16 protein-coding genes and 1 tRNA gene are annotated in these 22,986 nt (G+C 55.8%); 8 read left to right on the top strand and 9 right to left on the bottom strand.

Annotated elements, in window-relative coordinates; genetic code table 11:
* Positions 1-49: 49 nt before the first annotated feature.
* Positions 50-2,008 carry an MMPL family transporter gene (locus GP473_RS08515; RefSeq protein ID WP_186276857.1) on the bottom strand — a complete coding sequence of 653 codons (1,959 nt, stop codon included), beginning with the start codon at positions 2,006-2,008 and terminating at the stop codon, positions 50-52.
* A gap of 162 nt (positions 2,009-2,170) precedes the next feature.
* Here GP473_RS08515 and ramB point away from each other — a divergent pair, with 162 nt between their 5' ends.
* A complete protein-coding gene (gene ramB / locus GP473_RS08520; RefSeq protein ID WP_186276858.1) occupies positions 2,171-3,649 on the top strand; it encodes an acetate metabolism transcriptional regulator RamB in 1,479 nt (492 codons plus the stop codon).
* Positions 3,650-3,775: 126 nt separating this feature from the next.
* Here the strand turns inward: ramB and lpdA are convergent, their stop codons facing one another.
* Positions 3,776-5,200, bottom strand: a complete 1,425-nt coding sequence (gene lpdA, locus GP473_RS08525) for a dihydrolipoyl dehydrogenase (RefSeq protein ID WP_186276859.1) — start codon at positions 5,198-5,200, stop codon at positions 3,776-3,778.
* A gap of 717 nt (positions 5,201-5,917) precedes the next feature.
* On the opposite strand from lpdA, the gene GP473_RS08530 reads away from it, so the two are divergent.
* The 3 genes from GP473_RS08530 (at position 5,918) to GP473_RS08540 (ending at position 10,126) form a co-directional block, all read left to right on the top strand.
* The gene (locus GP473_RS08530; protein ID WP_186276860.1) at positions 5,918-7,168 is read left to right on the top strand and encodes an alpha/beta hydrolase; all 1,251 of its coding nucleotides are present in this window, start codon (positions 5,918-5,920) and stop codon (positions 7,166-7,168) included.
* Positions 7,169-7,301: 133 nt separating this feature from the next.
* The gene (locus tag GP473_RS08535; protein WP_185770445.1) at positions 7,302-8,843 is read left to right on the top strand and encodes a M1 family metallopeptidase; all 1,542 of its coding nucleotides are present in this window, start codon (positions 7,302-7,304) and stop codon (positions 8,841-8,843) included.
* 5 nt (positions 8,844-8,848) lie between these two features.
* Positions 8,849-10,126 carry a lipopolysaccharide biosynthesis protein gene (locus GP473_RS08540; protein WP_185770446.1) on the top strand — a complete coding sequence of 426 codons (1,278 nt, stop codon included), beginning with the start codon at positions 8,849-8,851 and terminating at the stop codon, positions 10,124-10,126.
* 45 nt (positions 10,127-10,171) lie between these two features.
* Here GP473_RS08540 and GP473_RS08545 read toward each other — a convergent pair whose 3' ends face one another.
* Entirely contained in the window at positions 10,172-11,404 is a 1,233-nt protein-coding gene (locus GP473_RS08545) for an MFS transporter (RefSeq protein WP_185770447.1), read from the bottom strand.
* A gap of 170 nt (positions 11,405-11,574) precedes the next feature.
* Here GP473_RS08545 and GP473_RS08550 point away from each other — a divergent pair, with 170 nt between their 5' ends.
* Positions 11,575-13,653, top strand: a complete 2,079-nt coding sequence (locus GP473_RS08550; RefSeq protein ID WP_246394774.1) for an acyl-CoA dehydrogenase family protein — start codon at positions 11,575-11,577, stop codon at positions 13,651-13,653.
* Positions 13,654-13,804: 151 nt separating this feature from the next.
* On the opposite strand, the gene GP473_RS08555 is transcribed toward GP473_RS08550, so the two are convergent.
* Positions 13,805-15,892 carry an NADPH-dependent 2,4-dienoyl-CoA reductase gene (locus tag GP473_RS08555; RefSeq protein WP_185770449.1) on the bottom strand — a complete coding sequence of 696 codons (2,088 nt, stop codon included), beginning with the start codon at positions 15,890-15,892 and terminating at the stop codon, positions 13,805-13,807.
* A 60-nt stretch (positions 15,893-15,952) separates the two neighbouring features.
* Positions 15,953-16,132 carry a restriction endonuclease gene (locus tag GP473_RS08560; RefSeq protein WP_185770788.1) on the bottom strand — a complete coding sequence of 60 codons (180 nt, stop codon included), beginning with the start codon at positions 16,130-16,132 and terminating at the stop codon, positions 15,953-15,955.
* Between the two features lie 41 nt (positions 16,133-16,173).
* Here GP473_RS08560 and GP473_RS08565 point away from each other — a divergent pair, with 41 nt between their 5' ends.
* A complete protein-coding gene (locus GP473_RS08565) occupies positions 16,174-16,899 on the top strand; it encodes a hypothetical protein (protein ID WP_185770450.1) in 726 nt (241 codons plus the stop codon).
* A gap of 189 nt (positions 16,900-17,088) precedes the next feature.
* On the opposite strand, the gene GP473_RS08570 is transcribed toward GP473_RS08565, so the two are convergent.
* Positions 17,089-17,164 (bottom strand) — tRNA-Thr (locus GP473_RS08570).
* Positions 17,165-17,281: 117 nt separating this feature from the next.
* Between GP473_RS08570 and GP473_RS08575 the strand changes: the two genes are divergently transcribed.
* Positions 17,282-17,923, top strand: a complete 642-nt coding sequence (locus GP473_RS08575; protein WP_246394775.1) for a DUF421 domain-containing protein — start codon at positions 17,282-17,284, stop codon at positions 17,921-17,923.
* Positions 17,924-17,945: 22 nt separating this feature from the next.
* On the opposite strand, the gene GP473_RS08580 is transcribed toward GP473_RS08575, so the two are convergent.
* Complete coding sequence (locus GP473_RS08580; protein WP_185770790.1) at positions 17,946-19,118, bottom strand: DNA polymerase III subunit delta'; 1,173 nt, start codon at positions 19,116-19,118, stop codon at positions 17,946-17,948.
* Between the two features lie 81 nt (positions 19,119-19,199).
* Between GP473_RS08580 and GP473_RS08585 the strand changes: the two genes are divergently transcribed.
* A complete protein-coding gene (locus GP473_RS08585) occupies positions 19,200-20,765 on the top strand; it encodes an adenylate/guanylate cyclase domain-containing protein (RefSeq protein ID WP_185770451.1) in 1,566 nt (521 codons plus the stop codon).
* On the opposite strand, the gene GP473_RS08590 is transcribed toward GP473_RS08585, so the two are convergent.
* Positions 20,746-21,906 carry an acyl-CoA dehydrogenase family protein gene (locus GP473_RS08590; RefSeq protein WP_186276861.1) on the bottom strand — a complete coding sequence of 387 codons (1,161 nt, stop codon included), beginning with the start codon at positions 21,904-21,906 and terminating at the stop codon, positions 20,746-20,748. The genes GP473_RS08585 and GP473_RS08590 overlap by 20 nt on opposite strands.
* A gap of 128 nt (positions 21,907-22,034) precedes the next feature.
* Entirely contained in the window at positions 22,035-22,886 is an 852-nt protein-coding gene (locus GP473_RS08595) for a CoA transferase (protein WP_185770453.1), read from the bottom strand.
* Between the last annotated feature and the right edge of the window lie 100 nt (positions 22,887-22,986).

Here is a 22,986-nt window from a genome sequence, read left to right on the forward strand (position 1 = left end):
GCCGAAAGGAAGCCGCATTCACGTTCCGCACCCTACTGCAGTCGCTTTTTTACCGCCTTAAATCTTTCTTTATTTCATTTCGACTCATCGGGTTAGGCCACCAGAACTTCTCCCCCATCAACTGCACTACAGCGGGAATAAGTAACGTGCGAACGATCAACGTATCCAACAACACACCAATAAAAATCACAATGCCCACTTGAGCGAGCACCACCAAAGGCAGCACCCCCAGCGCCGCAAACACCGCGGCGAGCAGAATTCCAGCGGAGGTAATAACTCCGCCAGTAGAAGACAGAGCTCGGAGTATACCGTTCCCAGTACCACAGTTCTGAGCTTCCTCACGCGCCCTTGTAATGAGGAAAATGGAGTAGTCCACACCCAGAGCTACAAGGAACACGAAAGCATACAGCGGGGTGGTGTCGGCAAAAGCCTTAAACCCGAAAACATCGGTGGAAATCCACCAACCCAAACCCAAGGCTGCGATATTGGTGAGGAGTACGGATGCCACCATAATGGCGGGCGCCACAAGGCTCCGCAACGCGAACATCAAGGCCACGAAAACTAAAACCAACACCAGAGGAAAAATGAGGGCACGATCCTCAGCGGAGCTCTGTTCCTGGTCATAAAGTTCAGCATTCTGGCCGCCGACTTTCGCGTCAGTATAGTTCCCAGATTCGGCAATCCATCCGCGGAGTTCAGAAGTATCGGGGCCTGAAACGTTCAACACCTCCCAATCCCCTGCAGATTCTGCAGGCTGAACCTGCGCGCCCTTCTTCGTTAGATAAGAACCCAGTCCCTTCGCGTCCTTCGTGATGACATTTGCCGGTGTGGCATCTTGGCCAGGAAATTTTTCCCCAAGCATATCCGCTGCGGCAATTGATTCTGGCGTCTTAATAAATTGATCAGACTGGGTGAGACCAGTATGGCTGTTGGCAGCGCCAACACAGCACACCGCCAGAAGAATGAGGGACACAATGGCCACCGCAGCGGGACGTTTCCGTACCTCACATCCCACCCGATCCCACACCACGTGCTCCGACTGGTCACCCAACTTCGGCTTACGAGGCCAGAAGATCCATCGCCCAAAGAACACCAAAGTTCCTGGCAAAACAAAAGCACCGAATAACAACGCGATGAGAATTCCCACAACAGAACCAAGCCCCAAGCCACGGGTGCTGGGAACAGCGGAGAGCATCAGACAAACCACTCCCAACACCACGGTCAAAGCAGACATGGAGATGGTCTTCACAGTCGGCCCCCACGCTGCAGCCATCGCGTCGAAACGTGACTCATGCTTGTGCAACTCATCGCGATAGCGAGAAATCAACAACAGTGCGTAGTTCGTCCCCGCACCAAACACCAGTACAGACAAAATTCCGGATGCAGACTCATTCCATACCTGACCACAAGCATCCAGAATCCACGTAAATGCAGTCTGAGCAAGTCGATCGGCAACGCCGATAACAAGTAACGGGATGATCCAGAGAATCGGCGATCGGTATGTAACGATCAATAACACCGCCACAATCACAGCGGTGACTCCAAGCAGCAGAAAATTCGCCCCGCTAAATACAGCGGAGAGATCTGCGCTTACAGCAGCCGGACCAGTTATGTATGATTCGACACCAGCAGGCATCTGAGCTGCAATATCCTCACGCATCGAAAGAATCTTCTCTGAGTTAGCTTGCAGACCCTTGTTCACCACGTCGATCGGGATGATCGCCGCAGACTTATCCCCATTAGGGATCAGCGGGCCGCCCAACTCTTTAGCTACACCACGCAGTTCGTTGAGCGGCAGGGTATCGCCTTCCTTTACGGATGTGAAGAAAACAATCGCGGCCTGCGTATCGTCGCCAGGACGCTGTGCGAGGACTTCGGCAACCACCTTGGAATCTGTACCATCCGGCAACGTCGCTGTTGGCGCATCCGGTTTCTCGGCTGCGCCAATTCCCATGCCCAATGCAGCGAACAGGATGAGCATGAGAGCGAGCCAACGGAACGCTTTCATTGTTGAGCCTTCCACAAACACTAACCTTTCGCACCCAGTGGGCCGACACAAAACTTAGACTGCTGCATGCAGCGATACTTAGATTGTCGCACGCGCACTACAACCCTGAGGTATTGGCGCATCTTTGCGCACCCACGACCACACAGCCATTACGCTGAAAGCATGAGCCGCGAATCCACATCAGAACAACGCACCTTCGTGGGTTCCCGCCTGCGACAACTCCGTAAGGAACGCGATATTTCCCAGGCACAGTTGGCCAAAACACTCAACTTGTCTGCCAGCTACGTCAACCAAATCGAACACGACGTGCGGCCGTTAACCCTCAAAGTGCTGGAACGGATCACGAAAGCCTTCGGTGTCGACGCCACATTCTTCTCCACAGAGGATCACACTCGGTTACTCGCGGAACTTCAGGACGTGGTGATGGATCGTGAGATCTGCCCCACCCCTGTGGACGTCACTGAATTAGCGGCACTGGTCCGCAATCACCCGACCGTCGCTCGCTCAATGGTGAACATGCACTCGCGCTACCGCAATGTCTCCGACAAGCTCACTCTCGCCACCGAAGAACGCATTCAGGGCTCAGCGGTCATGTCCATTACCCCACGCGGCGAACTCTTTGGCCGCGCATCCGGTCCCGAGGCTTTCAGCATGCCTCACGAAGAAGTACGCGACTACTTTTACTCCCGTCAAAACTACGTCGATGTACTGGATGTGCAGGCAGAGAAGCTATCCAATACTTTGAATCTGGGCAATATGCGGATTCACCACACCGAAGAGATCATCGCCGAACGTCTGCGAAATAAACACGGTGTGAGTGTGAAGCACCTGCCACAAATGGGCGATACTCAACATCAGTTCAACCCCGATACTCGGCAGCTGTTTGTGTCTTCAAAGATGCGTCCAGGGCAGATCGCCTTCCGTCTTGCAACGGAATTGGCCTATCTCGAAGCCGGAGAAACCATCGCCTCTTTGGTAGAGCTAGGGCACTTCACTTCAGAAAGCTCGCAGCTACTGGCTTCCCGCGGTCTTGCCACCTACTGGGCCGCCGCGCTTCTGCTTCCCTATGGTCATTTCCACGCCTCGGCGGAGGAATCTCGCTATGACCTTGAATTCCTCATGCGCGATTATGGCGTGGGATATGAGACTGTCTGCCACCGCTTATCCACACTTCAACGCCCCTCTCAGCGCGGTATCCCGTGGACCTTCGTGCGCGTCGATCGTGCCGGCAACATGTCTAAACGTCAATCCGCCACCGGACTACACCTCTCCAACTCTGGCGGGACATGCCCATTGTGGAATGTGTATGAGACCTTCAGCTACCCGGGGAAGATCATGCGCCAGATGGCGCAGATGCCTGATGGGCGCACGTATCTATGGATTGCCCGCACCGTGAATCATCACCGGGCAGCGTGGGGACAGCCAGGGAAGATGTTTGCCATCGGCCTCGGATGCGAACTACGCCAGGCATCCCGCACTGTATATTCCGATGGTCTAGACCTCAATGATCTCTCCGCTGCAACACCTATCGGTTCAGGTTGCCGGATGTGTCCGCGTACAGACTGCCCACAGCGCGCTTTTCCGCCCATCGACCGCCCGATCGACGTGGATGCACACCGCTCAACAGTCTCTCCGTATTAGCCTCTCCATATGAGCAGCATGGTCTCAGGCTCTCCGTAACAACTTCATCATCTAGGCGGACAGGTCTGGAAGAGGGAAGTTAGGCGGGGAATGCCGCTGAATCCTGAGAATAAGGGCTCAAAATAACTAGAGGTTAATCATGTGCCCTTGAATACCCTCAGCGGCTTCCTTCATCGCCTCAGACAGGGTCGGGTGGGTGTGGACGTTGCGCCCAATTTCCTCAGCGGTGAGGTCAAAACGCTGTGCAAGGGTGAGCTCTGGCAACAGCTCAGATACGTCAGGACCTACCATGTGGCCACCGATGAGCTCGCCATATTCTGCGTCGGCAATCAACTTCACAAAGCCCACACCATGGCCCAAGCCCTGTGCCTTGCCGTTGGCCGTGAATGGGAAGGATGCAACCTTGATTTCCCGGCCTTCCTCTTCAGCCTTCTTGCGCGCTTGTTCTTCGGTGTAGCCGAAAGAGGCAACCTGAGGGGAGCAGAATGTGGCGCGGGGCATGTTCATGTAGTCACCCAGCACCTGTGTTTCCGCACCAGCGATCGTCTCAGCGGCGACCACGCCCTGAGCTTCCGCAACGTGTGCGAGCTGCAGTTTAGCGGTGACATCGCCGATGGCGTAAATGCCGTCGATATTGGTGCGCATGTGATCATCAACATCGATGGCACCGCGCTCGGTGAGCTTTACACCGGTATTTTCCAGCCCATATCCCTCGACGCGAGGGGCGAAGCCGATGGAAACCATAACGCGATCGGCCTTCAGCGTCTCAGACTTGGAACCATCAGCGGACTCGATGTCCACTTCCACGCCTTTGCCCTCGCCGTTGTCACGAACCTCAGTGGTCTTGTAGCCGGTCTTGAGCTTAACGCCGAGTTTCTTGTACTGCTTGGCAATTTCCTTGGAGACATCTTTGTCTTCGTTTGGCAGTACGCGATCCATAAACTCCACGATGGTGACATCCACTCCGAAGTTGGAGAGTACGTAAGCAAACTCCATACCAATAGCGCCCGCACCGATGATGACCATGGAGTCAGGTTTGTTGTCGTCGAGAATCTGCTCCTCAAAGGACACAATATTCCCGCCGATTTCTACGCCGGGGATGGAGCGCACCACGGAACCGGTTGCGATGATGCAGTTGTCGAAGGTGATGTTCTTGCCTGCATCATCGCCTTCAGTAATTTCGATGGTTTTTGCGTCTATAAAAGAGCCCTTACCATTGATCTCTTGGATCTTGTTCTTCTTCATCAAGTAGTGGACACCCTTGACGATTCCCGCGGATACCTTGCGTGAGCGCTTATGCGCAACTCCGAAGTCCATGGAGATATTGTCACCAGTGATGCCGTAGGTTTTGGCTTCCTTGGTGATGGTGTGCGCGAGCTCTGCGTTGCGGATCAACGCCTTCGATGGGATACATCCGACGTTGAGGCACACGCCTCCCCAGTACTGCTTTTCAATGACGGCGGTTTTCAGGCCGAGTTGAGAAGCACGGATCGCTGCCACGTATCCGCCTGGGCCTGCACCGAGTACTACTAGATCATAATGTTCAGCCACGGTTTCTAAGAGTACGCGCCAAATGGGTTGCTGTCTCCCCAGCCCCTTGTTCTTCCTATCCTTTCTTGGATCTCCGACGCCACATCCTCCCTAGTTTTCAGATTTACCGCAAGCCGTTAACGGGACTAAAAGCCGTAGTGAGAGCCAGGTTGGGTGCATGGCAGCGGATCCTAGAGACTCTGCGACGCTATTAATACGTCGCGTGACGAACTCTTCCGTGCCGGTAGTTATGAGAGTTATTCATTGATCGTTGGCATAAAGGAGACAGTTTTTCAGTGATATTTATGCAAGTTTCGCTAGACCGCCCGCCTACTTCGCCCAACACCCACTAGTTTCCCCACCCTTCAGACCCCTTACCATGTACCCTTCAGACCCCTTCTCAAGGTTTTATTTAGGCCTTCTCTCCTAGGCCTTCCGTCTACCTCCCCCGACGCGCACAGGATTCCCTGAGCCTTCCGGAGGAACCATAGAAGATGAGGGCTTTTTTCAGAAAGAGCGATGTACTCGCGGTCTCTTTACGCAATACTCCACTTTTTTATGATCCAACATGTATCATCACCGCATAAAGCTGGAACGTTATGCATACGTTATGGACCCTCTAGCGCTCTTTTGCTGCTCATAACGCTAAAAATCAGCATGACGCACCACGCCCACCGCACCATAGTTTTACCGCCGTATAGCTGTACTAACGCTGAGTTTTCTTTGAGGTTTGACCATATGAAGCGCACTATTTTCCGCGCAACTGCCGCTGCGATGGCAGTTTTGGCTCCGGCAACCGCCACTCCCCTGATCGCTCCTGCAGCTCAGGCTCAGGATGCCTCCATCGGTGCCGAACTGACCGCTGGCACCAATAACGATGATTTCCGTACTTTGTACGAAAATGCCAGCAGCTCTATGAACTGGCTGGAAATCATCAAGCGTTACCAGTCCAGAGGCTACGACAACGTCAAGGTTGTCACCGCCTATTCCAAAGCTATGGATCGTCTGATTCCGCTCGTTCTTATCCAGCCTGAAAATAAGACTAAACGTTCTTCTGCCCCAACCCTCTACCTACTCAACGGTGCCGACGGCGGAGAGGGGCGCGCGAACTGGATCGCCCAGACGGACATTATTGACTATTACGGGGGAAACCTTTCCAAGAACACTACTGGCGTTAAGTCTCCAGGCATTGGTGCCAACATCGTTATCCCCATGGCCGGGGCTTTCTCCTACTACTCCGATTGGACCGGCGATAACGCCGGTTTGCAGGGTGTCAACCGCAAAGGTGAGACCGGCGGCAGGCAAAAGTGGGAAACTTTCATGACCAAGGAATTGCCCGGTGCTTTTGAAAAATTCGAGGTAGACGGCACCAAGGTCGCGAACAGCACGAAGGCAATCGCCGGTATGTCCATGTCCGGCACCACCTCCCTGGCCTACGCTGAACACAATCCAGGAATGTACGCCGCAGTCGGTTCCTTTTCCGGTTGTGCTTCTACTACCAGCCCTCACGGTGCGGCTTTCGTGAACATCACCCTCAACCGTGGCAACTCCAGCATGGAAGAGATGTGGGGTGGACCACAGTCTGCAACAGCCCGCCATAACGATGCTCTCCTGGGAGCGGAGCAATTGCGCGGAACCAAGAACATCTACGTATCCAACGGGTCCGGCCTAGCCGGTGAGCATGACATGCTCAATTCCCCTCGCGTCAAGGGCAACGTGGCCGCATCTGCAACCGTGATCGTCGAGGGTGGTGCAATCGAGATGGCCACCAACGGATGCACTAACGAGCTGAAAATGAAGACCGACACGCTCGGCATCGGCGTCAACTACAACTTCCGATTCACCGGAACTCACCAGTGGGGATACTGGCAGGACGATACCCGCTACTTCTGGAAAGATCTGGTTAACGGGTTGGGCACCGGAGCTCAAAAGCCCACTGCAAGCGCTGACCCGAACTTCAAAGAGCAAGGCGCCTCTCTGGGGTCATAGGTCATAAAATACTGCCTTGACCTAAATACTGCTTTGACCCTCGTTCCTCCCGCCCCTCGTCACCGGCACGTGCGAGGGGCATTTGCCTCCCCGAAGTAGCCCGGCTGCATCCGCCACCTAGTAGGGTTCTTGTGTGAGCAATTCCCGTCCTTTACGCACAAGCCCCATCAATGGACCCCGCGATCCTTATACAGGAATCGACTACAACCTGGGGTTTCACGTGCTGTCCTATACCTTGGACATGGACTATAACGCTGGCCCTAATTACTTAACTGCCACAGCGACCCTGTCGGTGGAAAATTACCGCGAACTCAAGACACTCACGCTGGATCTGGCGAACAATCTCAGGGTTCAAAAAGTCACTATTTCCGCACATGGGCATACCGACCCTGACCTGTTCATACTGCGTCGATTCCGCCAGAGCAACAACAAGCTACACCTCAGTTTCATAAAACAATTACCCACCGACCTCACCTTTGATCTGCATATCAAGTACAGTGGCACGCCCCGTCCGTTGCGATCACCCTGGGGTGAAGTCGGATGGGAAGAAACAGAAGAAGGAGCATTAGTTGCCGGTCAACCCAACGGGGCACCATCATGGTTTCCGTGCGATGACACCCCCGATGAAAAGGCTCGCTACGTTATTCGCGTGACAACTCACCGCGACGTAACAGCCGTTGCCACCGGTGATCTCATGCGTGAGACTCCCGCTGGCGCCAAAGTAACCCGCGAGTATCGCGTGGACTATCCAATGTCCACTTATTTAGCGGCTTTGTACGTCGGCCCGTTCCGCAAAGAGGAATTGCGCCCAGCCACCGTAGGGCGCCGCATAATTCCTGTAACGGCATGGTTGCCGGAGGGAACCCCGGGTGCCAAAGTAACCCGCGAAAACTTCGCCATAGACTTTGCTGATCAAACCGCCATGATCGAGGCGTATAGCGATATGTTCGGAAACTACCCTTTTCCTGCGTACGAGGTGGTGGTGACCGGAGAGGCAATGGAAATTCCCCTAGAGGCACAAGCGATGAGTATGTTCGGCTGCAACCATGTAGACGGCAAACGGAGCTGGGAACGGCTCATCGCCCATGAGCTGTCCCATCAATGGTTCGGAAATTCGGTCGGACTGGTTGAGTGGCGCGATATTTGGCTCAATGAAGGGTTCGCTTGTTATGCCGAATGGTTGTGGTTTGAGCGTTCCAGAGGCATTCCGGCCTCTCACCATGCGTGGGTTCATTACAACAAGCTCATGTCCAAGCCTCAGGATCTACTGCTCTCCGATCCAGGAGCGGAGGATATGTTCGACGACCGCGTGTACAAACGTGGTGCGCTCACCGTCCACGCCATACGCATGGTGCTCGGCGATGAAGCATTTTTTGAGCTCCTCCACCGGTGGACGGCCGAGCATAAGACGGGACTGGTAGAAACCCGCGACCTAGAGAACCTAGTGGCCAGCGTGCTGAACGAGTACCGCATGTGCAAAAATGCGTCTGAAGCCTCTCTTTACGCTCGGGAGATTTTCACAGCGTGGGTCTACAGCACGGCGTTGCCTGAGTTTCCGCTGCCCGCCCGCGAAGGCATCACGGCAGGTTCCAGTTCCACCCCACCGGCGCACCTCACCGCTACCGAGTGCGCTGCCCTACCTGCTGGCACGAGCGTTGAGGAGGGCGCGGCTTAGTAACTATGCGCGCTATTTCCGCTGCCACCGTCTTTGTTGCCATCGCAGGCTACGCGATTATCTTCATCGCCGCTCGTGCCCTGACCCCTGCCGACTATGAGACCTTCATGGTTTTTTGGGGGTTATTCTTCGCCCTCACAGGTGTGCTCGACGGGCTCATGCAAGAGTCCGCTCGGGCTGTAACGAACGCTCGCAGCTCTCATGTCTCGGCTTCACCCCTCCCTCACACTAATCGCGCTAATCCAATGCGTGTGACCGCTGGTTTCGCAGTGTTGAGTTTCCTTCTCACGCTTGTCTCCAGCCCGTTGTGGGCAGATACTGTCAGCCCTGGTCATGAGATGTGGGGCGTGGGCTTGCTGGCCGTAGGGTTGCTTGCCTATTCCTTCCAGGCAAGCATTTGTGGTCTACTGTCAGCAGTGATGGGCTGGTCAACGTTCGCTTGGCTTATCGCACTGGATTCTGGAGTGCGTTTGCTCCTTGCCGCTGTGGCCTGGTGGATGGGTTGGCAGCTTCTCGCGTATTTAATTATGACCGTCCTCGGCGCAGCCACGTGGTTACTCTTCGTAGTTTTCTCTGGCCTGACTCGTAGTTTGCTCTCTGAACTTGCCGACGTCAATCCTCGCGCCTTCGCAGTACGTTCATTGAAAGCTATGGGCGCAAGCGGCGCGAATGCCATAATCATCAGTGGCTTTCCCGTCCTATTGAAGTTCACCACTGACACTGCGGTTCTCCCTGGGGCTCTCGCGGCCACAATCACTGCTGTCACACTCACCCGTGCTCCGCTCCTGGTGCCCTTACAGAGATTCCAACCTGCGTTGATAGTGCACTTCACTAAGAATCGCACACGCGTTCTGCGCGCCTCTTTGCTCCCGATGGCCGCTGTTGTTACCACAGCCTTCGCCGGTGGGGGCGCAGCATGGGTGCTGGGACAACCAATTATGCGGATCTTTTTCAAGGAAGACTACATCGTCTCTGCACAGTCTTTGGCGCTGCTGACCGTAGCTTCCGGCTCCACTGCGCTTCTCATGATTTCTGGTTCTGCCGCACTAGCCGCTGATCGGCACACGCTCTATCTCACAGGCTGGGTTGCTGCAACAGCTGCCGCCATCGCCCTGTTGACCATTGACGCCTCCCCGGAAACCCGGTCAGTGTTGGGATTGGGGCTCGGACCCTTGGTCGGAGTTGTTGTTCAATTAGTGGTTTTGGGGCTGGGGGCTCGTGGCGTCGACAAGAATTCGAGAGTCCACGGCACCGGTAAGACGGCACCGTTTCGGCGTCGATAAAACTCGGAGGGAGGCCGAGAAAAGAACCAGAAAGGCGTGAGATACTCACGCCTCCTGCGGGAGATACCTCTTCGAAAAGACAGTGACCACGATCAATGCCAGAATAGCCATCACCACGCCAAAGCCCAGCATGAGTGGGTAGGTGAACCAGTCATTGAGCTTGGTGAGAAGCATCGGGAAGAAGAAGCCAATGTACGTCACGGCGTAGAAAATCGCGGTGAGACCACCCAAGTCATTCGGGCCAGCGATGCGCTGTACTTCGCCGAGTCCGGATACTAGGCACATGCCATACCCGCCTCCGAGGACGATGGCGGTGAGCACCACTCCGAGAATCGTCACTTCCCGCGCGGTCCAAGTAGCGATGAGCATACCAATGATGGTGAGCACAAGCCCCAGTTGCTGACCACGGGCACTCAACGGGCTATCCAGGATGTGTGAAAATTGCTGGATCGTAAAGCCACACGCTAAACATATGGCGGTGATCAGGGCGGAAAACGCCACCGGCGCAGAAACGGTGCCCTGCGCCAACGACGGCATGATTGCATAGGACACGCCAGCACAGCCGAAGACCCACGGAGCGGCGGGGATAACCGCGAGGATGAAGCGAGGATGGGTCATGGAAGGAGTTTTCAAATCAGACCAGAAGGACCCTTTCACCCTGAGGTGTGCGCTCTGGCGCGTCTCGGGAACAGTCATTAGCCCCACGATGGAAACGACCGACAAAACGACGTGGACGATGTACGGCAGCTGACCTGGGTAGGGTCCCCACTGGGCAAGAGTTCCAGCCACTGCGGCTCCCAGAGCAAAACCCCCGGTGAGCGACATGGTAGCTCGCTTTGCTCCAGACGAGGGGCTGGCCTTGGGATCGAACGCTGGGGTTGAGAGTTCCTTAATCCACGAACCGCCGGCTGTCATAGCCATGCCGATGGAGATACCAGAGAGCACACGCCCGATGAATATCAGCGGCTCGTTTGTCTCACCTGCAGCAATCAGAGCAGAAGCAACGAGAGCGACGATAGGTGCTGGAAGCATGACAATTTTGCGCCCGTAGCGGTCTGAGAGCGGACCAGCAACAAGGAGGGCAAGAGCAATACCCACGGCATAACTAGCAAGGAGGGAATCTACGAAGACGGGAGAGAAGGTCTGTTCTCCCCTGTAGAAGACCATCATCGGGGTGAATTCGTTGCCGCCCCACGCAACAGCCAGCAGCGCAAATGCAACCAACTTCCAGGAATTATCGACTCTAGGCATGGGGGCAATATTAAACCTCGCGCCCATGGGCAAAAAAGAAACCACTGCTTTTGCCCATTGTTTCCGATCAATTCGGGGGAACTGGTTGGGTGTGTGTGAGCGACGCCAGGTCTGAAAACTTCAGGGCGAACTATATAAAAATAACAATTTGCTTGCGAGGCGAGCTTTTCACTGGATCGCGCACTAGGATGAGACCCATGACACAACAGGACAACAATGTAACCGAGGCAACTACCACAATCGCTGGTGGCCGGGAAGCCCCAGAGATCCTGTCGAACCAACCTGAGCCAGCCCAGGCCAAAGAAGTCGCCGATGACCTCCAACGCGTCCTTGACGGCAATTTTCCCGAGACGCGCAATGCCATCCGCGCGATCCTCAATGACAAAGACATGCGCCCCGTCGCAGGCCTTCCGCTTGACGAAGCCCGCGCCCGCATCACCGAAAACCTCTTCAAGGTTCTCGAATCCGGCCTGCCAGCTGGTGTATTCCGTACAGAGCAAGGAGGCACCGGCAAAACCGGAGAAGCACTGACCTCTATCGAAATGCTCGGTCACTCCGACCTCTCCCTCATGGTGAAGTCCGGCGTGCAGTGGGGCCTGTGGGGCGGTGCCGTAGGCAACCTCGGCACCGAACGCCACTATGAGCTTGTCAAAGACACCATCAACCTACGCGCCCTCGGGTGCTTCGCCATGACCGAACGCGGCCACGGGTCCGACGTGCAATCCATCGAAACCACCGCTCACTACGATCCGGCGACCAAAGAATTCATCATCAACTCGCCGACGGCTTCTTCCGAGAAGTTCTACATCGGTAACGCCGCACGCGATGGCCGTTGGGCAGCTGTGTTCTGCCAGCTCTACACCCCTGGAGTGGAAGAATCCCAGGGCGTCCACTGCATCGTGGCACGCATCCGCGAGGAAGACGGCTCACCTATCGACGGCGTGCGCCTGGGCGATCACGGACACAAGGGCGGCCTGATCGGCGTGGACAACGGCACCCTCATGTTCGACCACTACCGCGTACCACGGGAAAACCTGCTGAACCGTTTCGCCGAGGTAGACGAAGAGGGTAACTATTCCTCCCCTATTGAGAATCCGAACCGCCGGTTCTTCACAATGCTCGGTGCCCTCGTGCGCGGTCGTGTCACCGTTGGCGCAGCCGCTGGTGCAGCCACGCGTACCGCATTAGACATCGCAACGAGCTATGCGAATCTGCGTCGCCAATTCGCTTCGGACGAATCTCTACCGGAAAAGAAGCTAATCGAGCACCGCAAGCACCGTCTGCGTCTCATTCCTGCAATCGCTAAGTCCTATGGCTTGCAATTCGCCACGAACACCCTGATTTCTCGCGTGGACGAACTGGATAAGCGTGGAGCCGACCCCACCAACATGTCCAAGGAAGAGCAGGCTGACCAACGCGAACTTGAGGCTCATGCTGCGGCTTTGAAGGCTGCCAACACCCGTCACGCTACGGACACCATCCAGGAGATGCGCGAAGCGTGCGGCGGTGCCGGTTACATGTCGGAAAACCTGCTAACCACACTCAAGGCAGACTCCGATATCTTCACCACCTTCGAAGGCGACAATGTGGTCATGATGCAGCTCGCTGGCAAAGAACTCATGACAGGGTTCGCCAAGGAACTAGGCGGCCTCAAACCACTAGAAATGGTGCGCTTTGGCCTAGATTCTTTCGGTTCCCTCCTCCGACGCCGCACCGCAGCAGATGCCATCATTCAAAATCTGCAGGACACCTTTACAGACTCGGAAGAAACCTCCCTCTTTGATCCGGCTAACCAAGTGAAACTACTCACCGAGCGTGAGGATCGTCTCATGCTGTCGCTGGCACGCCGCCTGCGACCCGCCCGGAAACTCTCCGTCGAAGAGGCAGCAGACGTGGTGGATAAGGCCCAGGACCATCTGCTGGCCGTGGCTGAAGCACACGTGGATCGCATCATTTTCGAGGCATTCTTGGATGCGGAATCGAAGCTGACCACGCTGCAAGGCAAGAAGGTTTTCGAACAGGTTCGGGACGTCTACTTCCTCTCCCTCATCGTGGATAACGCCTCGTGGTACCTGGAACAGAATTTGCTGTCCGGTACCCGAACCAAAGCAGCGCGCGCTGCTTTGAATGACCTCGTCGATTCTCTCGGACCGTGGTCACAAACCCTCGTCGATGCTTTCGGTGTCCCATCCCAGCTACGCGAGCTTTCTCTCATGGAGCCATACGAGGCGATGACTCCCGTGTGTGAAAGCAACCCATCTCAGGGTCCACGCTAGAGCTCCACGCAGTAGTGAAGGACACCCTACGGGGTGTCCTTCACATATTCCACGGCCTTCCCGGCACTAGCGCGTCACTATGGCTGGGGCGGCCTTCCCGGCACTAGCGGGTCACTATGGCTGGGGCGTCACTTCGATGGGTTTCCCGGCACTAGCGCATCATCGCACCCAGGGCTTTCTTCTGAAGCCGCAGATGTAGCGGTAGAGGAGCCACCCTCGGCGCGCCATCTTGGGGTTCCATCGCTGCCACAACCTCGGTTGCCTGCCGAATTGCGCGTTTGGCGTCAAGCTCAGCGGCAACGTCCGCGCCACCAATAATGTGAGTCGTCACGCCGGCAGCTTCTGCCTGATCATAGAGAGAACGCACTGACTCCTGACCCGTGCACAACACAATGGTGTCTACATCCAGAACTCGTTGCTGGCCATCGTGAGTGATATGCAAACCTGCATCGTCAATCCTGTCATAGCGAACACCAGTCCACTGATGCACACCCTTCATCGTGATAGACGCGCGGTGGACCCAGCCGGAGGTCTTATTCAGCCCCTTACCGATATGGCTGGATTTGCGCTGTAACAGGTGAATCTCCCGGCGCGCCTTTTCCACAACGGGAGTGGTCAAACCGCCACGGTTGTTGGCATCCACTCCCCATTCCCGCATCCACTCTTCTCTGTCAACGGCTGGTGAGGAATTCTCATAGGCCAAGAACTCAGCCACATCCACGCCAATGCCTCCGGCGCCCATGATCGCCACCTTATCCCCGGCGGACTTTTCACCAGATAGCAACTCGGCGTAGGTGATGACTTTCTCATGCTCGATGCCTTCAATTTCTGGCACACGTGGCTCCACGCCTGTAGCAATGATGACGTCATCAAAGCCCCGTAAATCATCCACTTCCGCACGAGTGTTCATCCGCACATCTACTCCCAGCTCTCTCATGCGAGTGGTGAAGTAACGGATGGTTTCCTTAAACTCCTCCTTGCCCGGGATCTGCATTGCCAAAGCAAATTGGCCACCAATGTGGTCACGTTCCTCAAACACGGTGACATCAAAGTTGCGCTCAGCCGCGGATACGGCCGCTGCCAGGCCGGCCGGACCAGCACCGACAACGGCGACTGTGCGTCGGATAGGAGAAGGAAGAAGAACTAGCTCGCGTTCATGACACGCACGAGGATTCACCAGACACGAGGCACGCTTGTTCTCAAAAGCGTGGTCAAGGCACGCCTGGTTGCAGGCAATACAAGTATTGATGGCATCCGCCCGCCCTTCCGCAGCTTTCGTCACAAAATCCGGGTCGGCCAGAAATGGACGCGCCATAGAGATCAGATCAGCCTTGTCATTGGCCAGAATCTCCTCGCCCATCTCCGGGGTATTAATTCGGTTCGACGCCACCACTGGAATATCCACCGATTTTCGAATCTCCGCCGTGACATCTACAAAGGCTGCTCGCGGCACACTGGTGACAATCGTGGGAACGCGAGCTTCATGCCAACCAATGCCGGAATTGATGATCGTGGCTCCCGCATCCTGAATCTCGCGCGCCAAAGCAATGATCTCTTCCGGTGCCTGGCCTTCCGGGACGAGATCGATCATCGACAGCCGGAACACGATGATGAAGTTTTCCCCCACAGCCGCCCGGACAGCTTTGACGACTTCCGTGGCAAAACGACGACGATTCTGCGGAGTACCGCCCCACTTATCATTACGCTTGTTCGTCCGCGGCGCGAGGAACTGGTTAATGAGATACCCTTCGGATCCCATGATCTCCACGCCGTCGTATCCGGCATCTTGTGCGAGCGCGGCAGCGTGGGCATAGGCCTGTATTTCCCTACGAATGCCTTTGTCACTCAACGCCTTCGGGGTGAACGGATTAATCGGCGCCCGAATGGCAGAAGCGGAAACACTCCACGGCGCGTAGTTATAGCGGCCGGTGTGTAGCAACTGCAGCGCAATTTTACCTCCGGCTTTGTGAACAGCATCCGTGATCGTACGGTGAGCCTTGGCCTGCCGCTTGTGCGTCATTGTGGAGCCGAAAGGCTTCACCACTCCAGTCTGAGACGGAGCATAGCCACCAGTGATTAACAAGCCAGCAGAGGCGCGCGCTGCAAAAAACGCCGCTTGATCCTCCACGTAGTGCAACGAGTCTTCCAAGCCCGTGTGCATAGAACCCATAATGACGCGGTTCTGAAGAGTCGTAAAGCCCAGGTCAAGGGGCTCAAGCAGATGCGGATAGTCAGACATAGCACAAGACTACTGTGCACCGTAGAACCGCGGGCGAAGTCTCCGTATTTTGCCCTATAGCTACTTGAGAAGCGAGAAGAACTGCGACCGATTCAACGCGCCTTCCAGTGGGGTGACACCGTCTTGGAAAACCATGTAGTAGCGGAACTTGTCTCCAGCCAGGGGCGACCACTTTCGGCCGAGTTTAAGCTTGCGTCTAGAGTCATCATTCTTCAGCTGCTCACCCTTGGGCTCAACCATCACAACGGTGCCGCTAGTGGTCATAACAATGAAGTCAGGAAGTGGTTAAACGGACCGTTAGTACAAAACCCTTTGCGTTCAATATTGCGGTGCCACCACTGGATGTTGTCCATAAGTATAAGTTTTATCTCTGGTGGCGAGATGCTCCACTTAAAGCCGGCGTACCTACAGTCTCAGGCAATCGCGACGTTTCAAGGCGGGAGCAGAAAAATGTGGAATTCCAGTGCAACGGGGATGTGATGACAACGTTCATCGGCAACACCAAAGGAACTATCGTTAGCAACGGGGAGACTTTCCACGCCTATGCTAATTCCAATGTATTCAAAGAAGCTCAAAGAAGCTTGCAGAGCATAATGCGCTTTGTTAACAGAAAAAATAAATCTGCCGCGGTATTCGTTCTCTTCAAGCGAAACAACGAGTCATTGAGTGAAGAATTCGCCGGTCTTGCCCGCACGGAAATGGAGGCTTACTCGCTGGCTAAAATTCTAGACTCCGATACTGCCCATTACCTTTTCGAGCGGGTTGAACTGGAAGGCTGGGAGGGCGAGGTTACAGAACGCTTCTCCCCTGAAGTTGTTTACCTCGCTTTCAGGGAGGGTCGAGAACAAGGGAAGCAGCTCTCGGGTCGAGGACTTGACCCAGAAATTCTAGGCGCTTCTACTACGAAGGCTACCGCTCAAGAGTTAATCGAACAGCGCAGAGGCGATTACCCCATTACTACACAGTTCAATATCTGGCGAGTTACTTTTGGTCTTCAAGACGATTAGACTGCTTATGTAGTCCGGGTGATGGATTGCGATGTAGGTAATCGCAGGGTTAAGGCAGTGTCCACTTCGATGAATGCGAGATCAGAGCGAAACTAGCAGTAGTGAATCTATAGCGGGCTAAGAGCAGGCTGACACAAGTAAAGCCACCTTCTCAAGTTGCGAGAAAATGGCCTTAAACTGGTATTTCATTGGAGCCGCTTACGAGAATCGAACTCGTGACCTTTTCATTACGAGTGAAACGCTCTGCCGACTGAGCTAAAGCGGCAACGTACACGATGTACAAGCGGGTATCTTACTGCACACTCCTATCTGCAGACAAAACACCGTGGCAATCGCCACGCCCCGGCTCCCGAGGGCAAGTATTACTCCTAAACTAGAGGACATGAATCCGGACATCAGCGCTGCGATGAGCCACCTCACGCCACCCCTCAGCTCCACGTCGACCGGCGCCGAAACCCTCGCCGTCCAATGGACTCCACCAGCCGGTTGGGCGGACACCATTGGTCTGGAGTTAGGCATCGAAGCATGGCGTATCCCCCTGGTCATCGCGTCTGGCGTCCTTATCTATCTCATGTTTCTAGTGTTTGTCAGGATCTTTGGCCCGCGTATTCTCGGCAAACTCGCTAGCTTCGATGCAGTGGTTATCGTCATGTTCGGTGCCGTTGCTGGCCGTGTCATCATCGGGCATCCCCCGACTTTGGCAGCTGGTGTGATAGGCCTCCTCACGCTCATATGTATGGAAGCGGCTTTCGGAGCGGTGCAAGATCTCCGCGGCATTCGTCACGCCATATCCGGTAACCCCATTGTGCTCGTCGCCCACGGGCGCTTCGTGGCAAAAAACATGCGCAAAGCCCATGTCACCAAGGCAAACATTTACGCTGCGGCTCGGCGCTCTGGCATCACTTGCTTGGAGCAAGTGAAATGCATCATCTTGGAACCAACGGGCGAGCTTTCCATTATCCGGGAAGGCACCAACATGGACCCGGAAATGCTGACGGGGGTGGTGGGCCGCGATCTGATCTAGCAACCCTAGCCTCGTTATCGCGCTACACCACTCCACAACACTCGCGCAGCCGGCCAGCCATCGCATCCAGGGCTACTTCCGGACGCACATTCAGCTGTAAAGCGTCACGACATTCAGCCACCGCATCAATGCAACGCACCAACGCCTCTGGGGAGTTCCTCCGCGCTAATTCCTTCGATGTCGCCGCCATATCCGGGTGCTGAAAACCACCGATGGGGGTTCCCTGCCCATCAACCGCCCCTGCCGCCACCATCATTGCGTCTCGATATAGCCCAGCCACATCGATCAGAGCCAAATCTAGAGCATCGCGCATCATACGCTTACGCCGCGCCTCCTGCTCCTTTTCCAAAGCCTTGATCTGCCCCGCCGCGCCGCGTTGTGCCTTTGCCACCCCGCGCCCCTTCGACCCCATCCCCAGAGAGGTCTCCAATTCCGCCCGCTCTGCCGCATCCTTGGCCTCCATTGTGGAGGCAGCCTCCTCGGTGGCTTTCGCCACCAACTCCGCCGTAAATCGGTACACAGCGCCTGGCTCGTACACCATCGTGGGCAGCTGTAATGCCGTGGCGCGCTTAGCTCTGGCCTTCTCATCCGACGCCAACCTTCGCGCACGTCCGATATGCCCTCCGGAAACGCCAGCTGCCCATTTCGCTTGTTCCGCGGTAAGAGCCAACGTGGCGTCGGACAAAAGCACATTCTCCACCTGCTGCGGAGAGGGAGTCGGCACATACACATGGCGGCAGCGAGAACGCAGCGTAATAGCAATATCCTGCGGATCCGTCGACGGCGTGCAGAGGAGGAAAACAGTGTGTTTCGGAGGTTCTTCAACAGACTTGAGCAACGCATTAGCGCCGGATTCATTGAGCCGATCGGCATCCTCAATCACAACCACGCGCCAGCGAGCCACAGCCGGCAATTTCGCAGCCTCAAGCACGACCTTGCGCACCTCATCGACGGGGATCACCGCCCCCGTCGTGGACACCCACAAGATGTCCGGGTGGGAACCAGCGGTGACACTACGACACTGCTCGCAGACACCACATCCACCATGGGGACAGACCAAGGCCGTAGCAAACACCTTCGCCGCAATCGAGCGGCCACTTCCCGGAGGACCGGTGAACAGCCACGAGTGCGTCATCGCTGACGGATCTTTCACGGCATTCACTAGCGCATCGCGGACAGATTCCGCGGTGATCATCTCGAATACCGGAGGTAGTTCTTCACTCACAATCACCCATCCTATCTACGGGCACGACCGCACTCCGATAGGCTGAAAGTCATGACTCAGTTCCTTCGCTACTTAGCCTGGGCCGGAAAAACCTCATGGCCCCTATACGCAGCGTCGGTTCTGGCTACCAACGTGGTGGGGGCGCTGGCTGTTGCAACCTTCCTTCGTTTCCTCATACCACTGCCGGAAGCACAGGCGTTGACCAGCCCAAATACAACCACAGCCATGCTCTACGTGGGCTACTTCATCTTTGCAGTGTTCGCGGGCATAGCGCTGACATTAGTGTTCTTCGCGCCAGTGTTGCGGTGGCAGAGAACACCGAATGCATACGACCCAAATATGGTGCGTGACCTCGTGCTACGCATCCCCACTCTCCAAACGGTCACGGGCGCAGTGCTGTGGTTGATCGGGGTGGTGGTCTTCACTTTCGTCGCCATACAGTACTCATCGCATTGGGCGATCACCGTCTGCGTCACTGCGTCTCTGGGCGGCCTGATGGTATGCCTCATGACCTACATGGAAGCCGAGCGTTTGGTACGCCCGGTGGCTGCCCGTGCATTGCAACGAGGAGCTCCCGACCACTCTCATCTGAATCCAATGTCGCGGCGCCTGATGGTGACGTGGTTACTAACTTCCGCTGTGCCCGTTGTGGGCATTTTACTGCTCCTCTTTGCGGAGGCGCGCAATTTTTTCCCTGGGGACGCGAACGATATTCTCCCCGCTCTCATCGCCTTATCCGTGACGATGCTACTCACCGGTTTCGCCGGCACGCGCCTGTATTCCATGGCTGTAGTCGATCCGATCCGTGAACTACAGTACGCCATCAACCGCGTACGCCGTGGCGAAACGGATACCCACGTGCGTATCTATGACTCTTCCGAAATCGGTGTTCTGCAGGCCGGATTCAACGAGATGATGCGCGGCCTGCGGGAGCGTCAGCGGGTGAGCGATCTGTTTGGCCGCTACGTAGGTACGGAAGTTGCTCGCCGCGCATTGGAGGAGAAGCCCGAACTCGGTGGAGAATCACGGCAAGTCGCGGTGCTGTTTGTGGACGTGATTGGTTCCACCGGCTTCGCCACCCAAAAGGCACCGCAACATGTGGTGAAGGCACTGAACGATTTCTTCGACCGCGTGGTCGAGGGAGTTCACCGCAACAAGGGCATCATCAATAAGTTTGAGGGCGACGCAGCCTTGGCCGTTTTCGGCGCCCCGCTACCTCTTGACGATGTTGCCGGTCACGCGCTGGCTGCCGCCCGTGAACTTCGCGAAGAATTGCAAGGCATGGAATTCGAGGCGGGTATTGGGGTGGCCGCAGGCTCAGTAGTTGCTGGTCACATCGGTGCACGCGATCGCTTCGAGTACACCGTCATTGGCGACGCAGTAAACCAAGCAGCACGCCTCACCGACCTGGCAAAGAACACTCCAGGCCGCTGCCTCACATCTGCCGCGACGGTGCGGGAAGCCAACGAAGCCGAGCAGGCTCGTTGGACCATGCTGAAATCCGTGGAGCTCCGCGGGCGCCGGGAGATGACGCAACTGGCGCGGCCGACCCGCAAAACCATGGCCGAAGAAGAAACCGAGGTCGAGTCCGCGGACGCTACAGAGAACGGGCGATGAGCTCCTTCATGATCTCATTCGTGCCGGCATAGATTCGCATGACGCGAGCATCCTGGTACGCACGGCCAATTGGATATTCCAGCATGTACCCGTAGCCGCCGTGAAGTTGCAAGCAACGGTCGATGACCTCGCATTGCTTGTCTGTGGCGAGGTACTTCGCACCAGAGGCGCCGGCAGCCGTCAACTTGCCGTCCACGTGCTGTTGGATGCAATAGTCAATGTACGTGCGCACGGCCATGATGTCAGTCATGCATTCGGCCAGTTCGAAACGGGTGTTCTGGAAATCGAAAATGGTCTTCCCGAACGCTTTACGCTGCTTCACATACGTAATAGTTTCCTTCAGTGCTGCCTCCGCATTAGCCACCGCAGCCACGGCAACAGACAGACGCTCCTGCGGTAGTTGCTCCATCAGCTGGTAGAAACCACGGCCTTCTCCGCCCAGGAGGTTTGCCTTCGGTACGCGCACGTCATCGAAGAATAGCTCGCGGGTATCTTGACCCTTTTGCCCTACTTTGTCCAAGATGCGACCGCGTTCGAACCCCGTGAGATCCTTGGTTTCCACAATGATGAGGCTCAGCGCCTGATGCCCCGGAACGTCCACCCCACCTGTACGGCACACAACAACAATCACATCCGCATGAGTGCCATTGGTGATGAAGGTCTTGGAGCCGTTGATAACCCATTCATCACCATCCGCCACGGCTGTGGTTTTCACGCCTTGGAGATCCGATCCTGTCCCAGGCTCTGTCATGGCAATGGCGGCGACCATTTCACCACTAGCGAGTTTGGGCAGATAGTACTTCTTTTGCTCCTCGGTACCGTAGTGGTTGAAGTATGGCGCGGTGATCACTGAATGCACATGGTTACCGAAGGATGAGTCGAAAACGTATGCTTGTTCCTCCAGCACCACCGCATCATGCGCGAAGGTTCCGCCACCACCGCCGTATTCTTCCGGCATGGACAGACACAGCAGTCCCTGTTCACCGGCTTTATTCCAAAAGTCGCGGTCAACCTGTTTGTTCTTTGCGAAGCGTTCTTGGTTAGGGACGGATTCACGTTCAAAGAAGTCTCGCGCCAGTTCACGCAGCGCCTTGAGCTCGTCGTTCATCCATGGGGAGGTGTAATCATCTAGTTGAGACATGTGGTTGGTGTCCTTATGGCTTGTCGTTGTGGGTGTTGTGGTTGTCCGCGTTGTAATGGTGCACTGCGCTGTGTCGAATGGTTTATAGCGAGGTAGGCTGCGTTGTTCTCTGATGATCGACGCAGCAATTACCCGGCTTCACGTACCGCAGCAATGGGCAGGCTGTGTTCTCGTGCCCACCTCTCCCATTCAGCTGCCGTCTTGGTCGCAATGACTGTACGGTAGTCCTCTTTGCTGCCGCTGATATCCAGCAATTGAGTAGCTTTGTCCAGGAAGTGTGGCTCCAGCAGCGCTATAGCCACCCACCCTCCGTCGGCAGCTTCGTAGAGGCCGTAATGTGGCAAACCCCCACCGAGAAGACTGCCAGGATTGGACAATCCATAGTAGGCAGGGGCTCCAAATTCTTCTGCCATATCAGCTAAGGCAACTTCGCGGAAGGTTCCCTCTCCGGTTATCTGTGTTTCCCATAGTGCCGCCATACCTTCACTGACAGCACGTTCCGATCCCGCCATATCTGCGACGGGAATAGTGGGCAACTGCGGTGGAGTGAGTGTGCCGGCATGAGCCTGGTACGTGAGGTCGTGACCAGCGATGTTGCCCTCGCCATCCCCGTGACCGACGATCGCTACCTGAGACAGTCTGGGGTGCTGAGCATGCAGCTCATCCCACGCCAAACCAAGGCGTGTAAGCGCTCCCGTTCGATGTGAGGTGAGGAAAATGTCGGCGCCGGATAAAAGGCGATGGAGTTCTGTCATGCCCGATGGGGATTTGAGATCCAACGTGAGGATCTGTTGTCCCTCAGCAAGGACTGTGTAATACGGCTCGTTGTATAGGCGCATCGGATCACCGCTAGGTGGTTCTACCTTGATGACCTCAGCGCCTAGCTCACAGAATCTCTTTGCCGCTGTCGGCCCTGGAAGATTCGTGGCGATTGATACGACCGTAAACGACGGTTGGTTGTGTTCTCGGCTCGTTGCCATGAATGCTCCTTAGTGTGATACACAACACTAGTGAGTGTGATTTATACCACTCACTATGACGCTATCGGTTAGGAGCCCATCGTATGACCGACTTAGCCAG

It is taken from the genome of Corynebacterium anserum, from assembly GCF_014262665.1.
Classification (GTDB): Bacteria; Actinomycetota; Actinomycetes; order Mycobacteriales; family Mycobacteriaceae; genus Corynebacterium; species Corynebacterium anserum.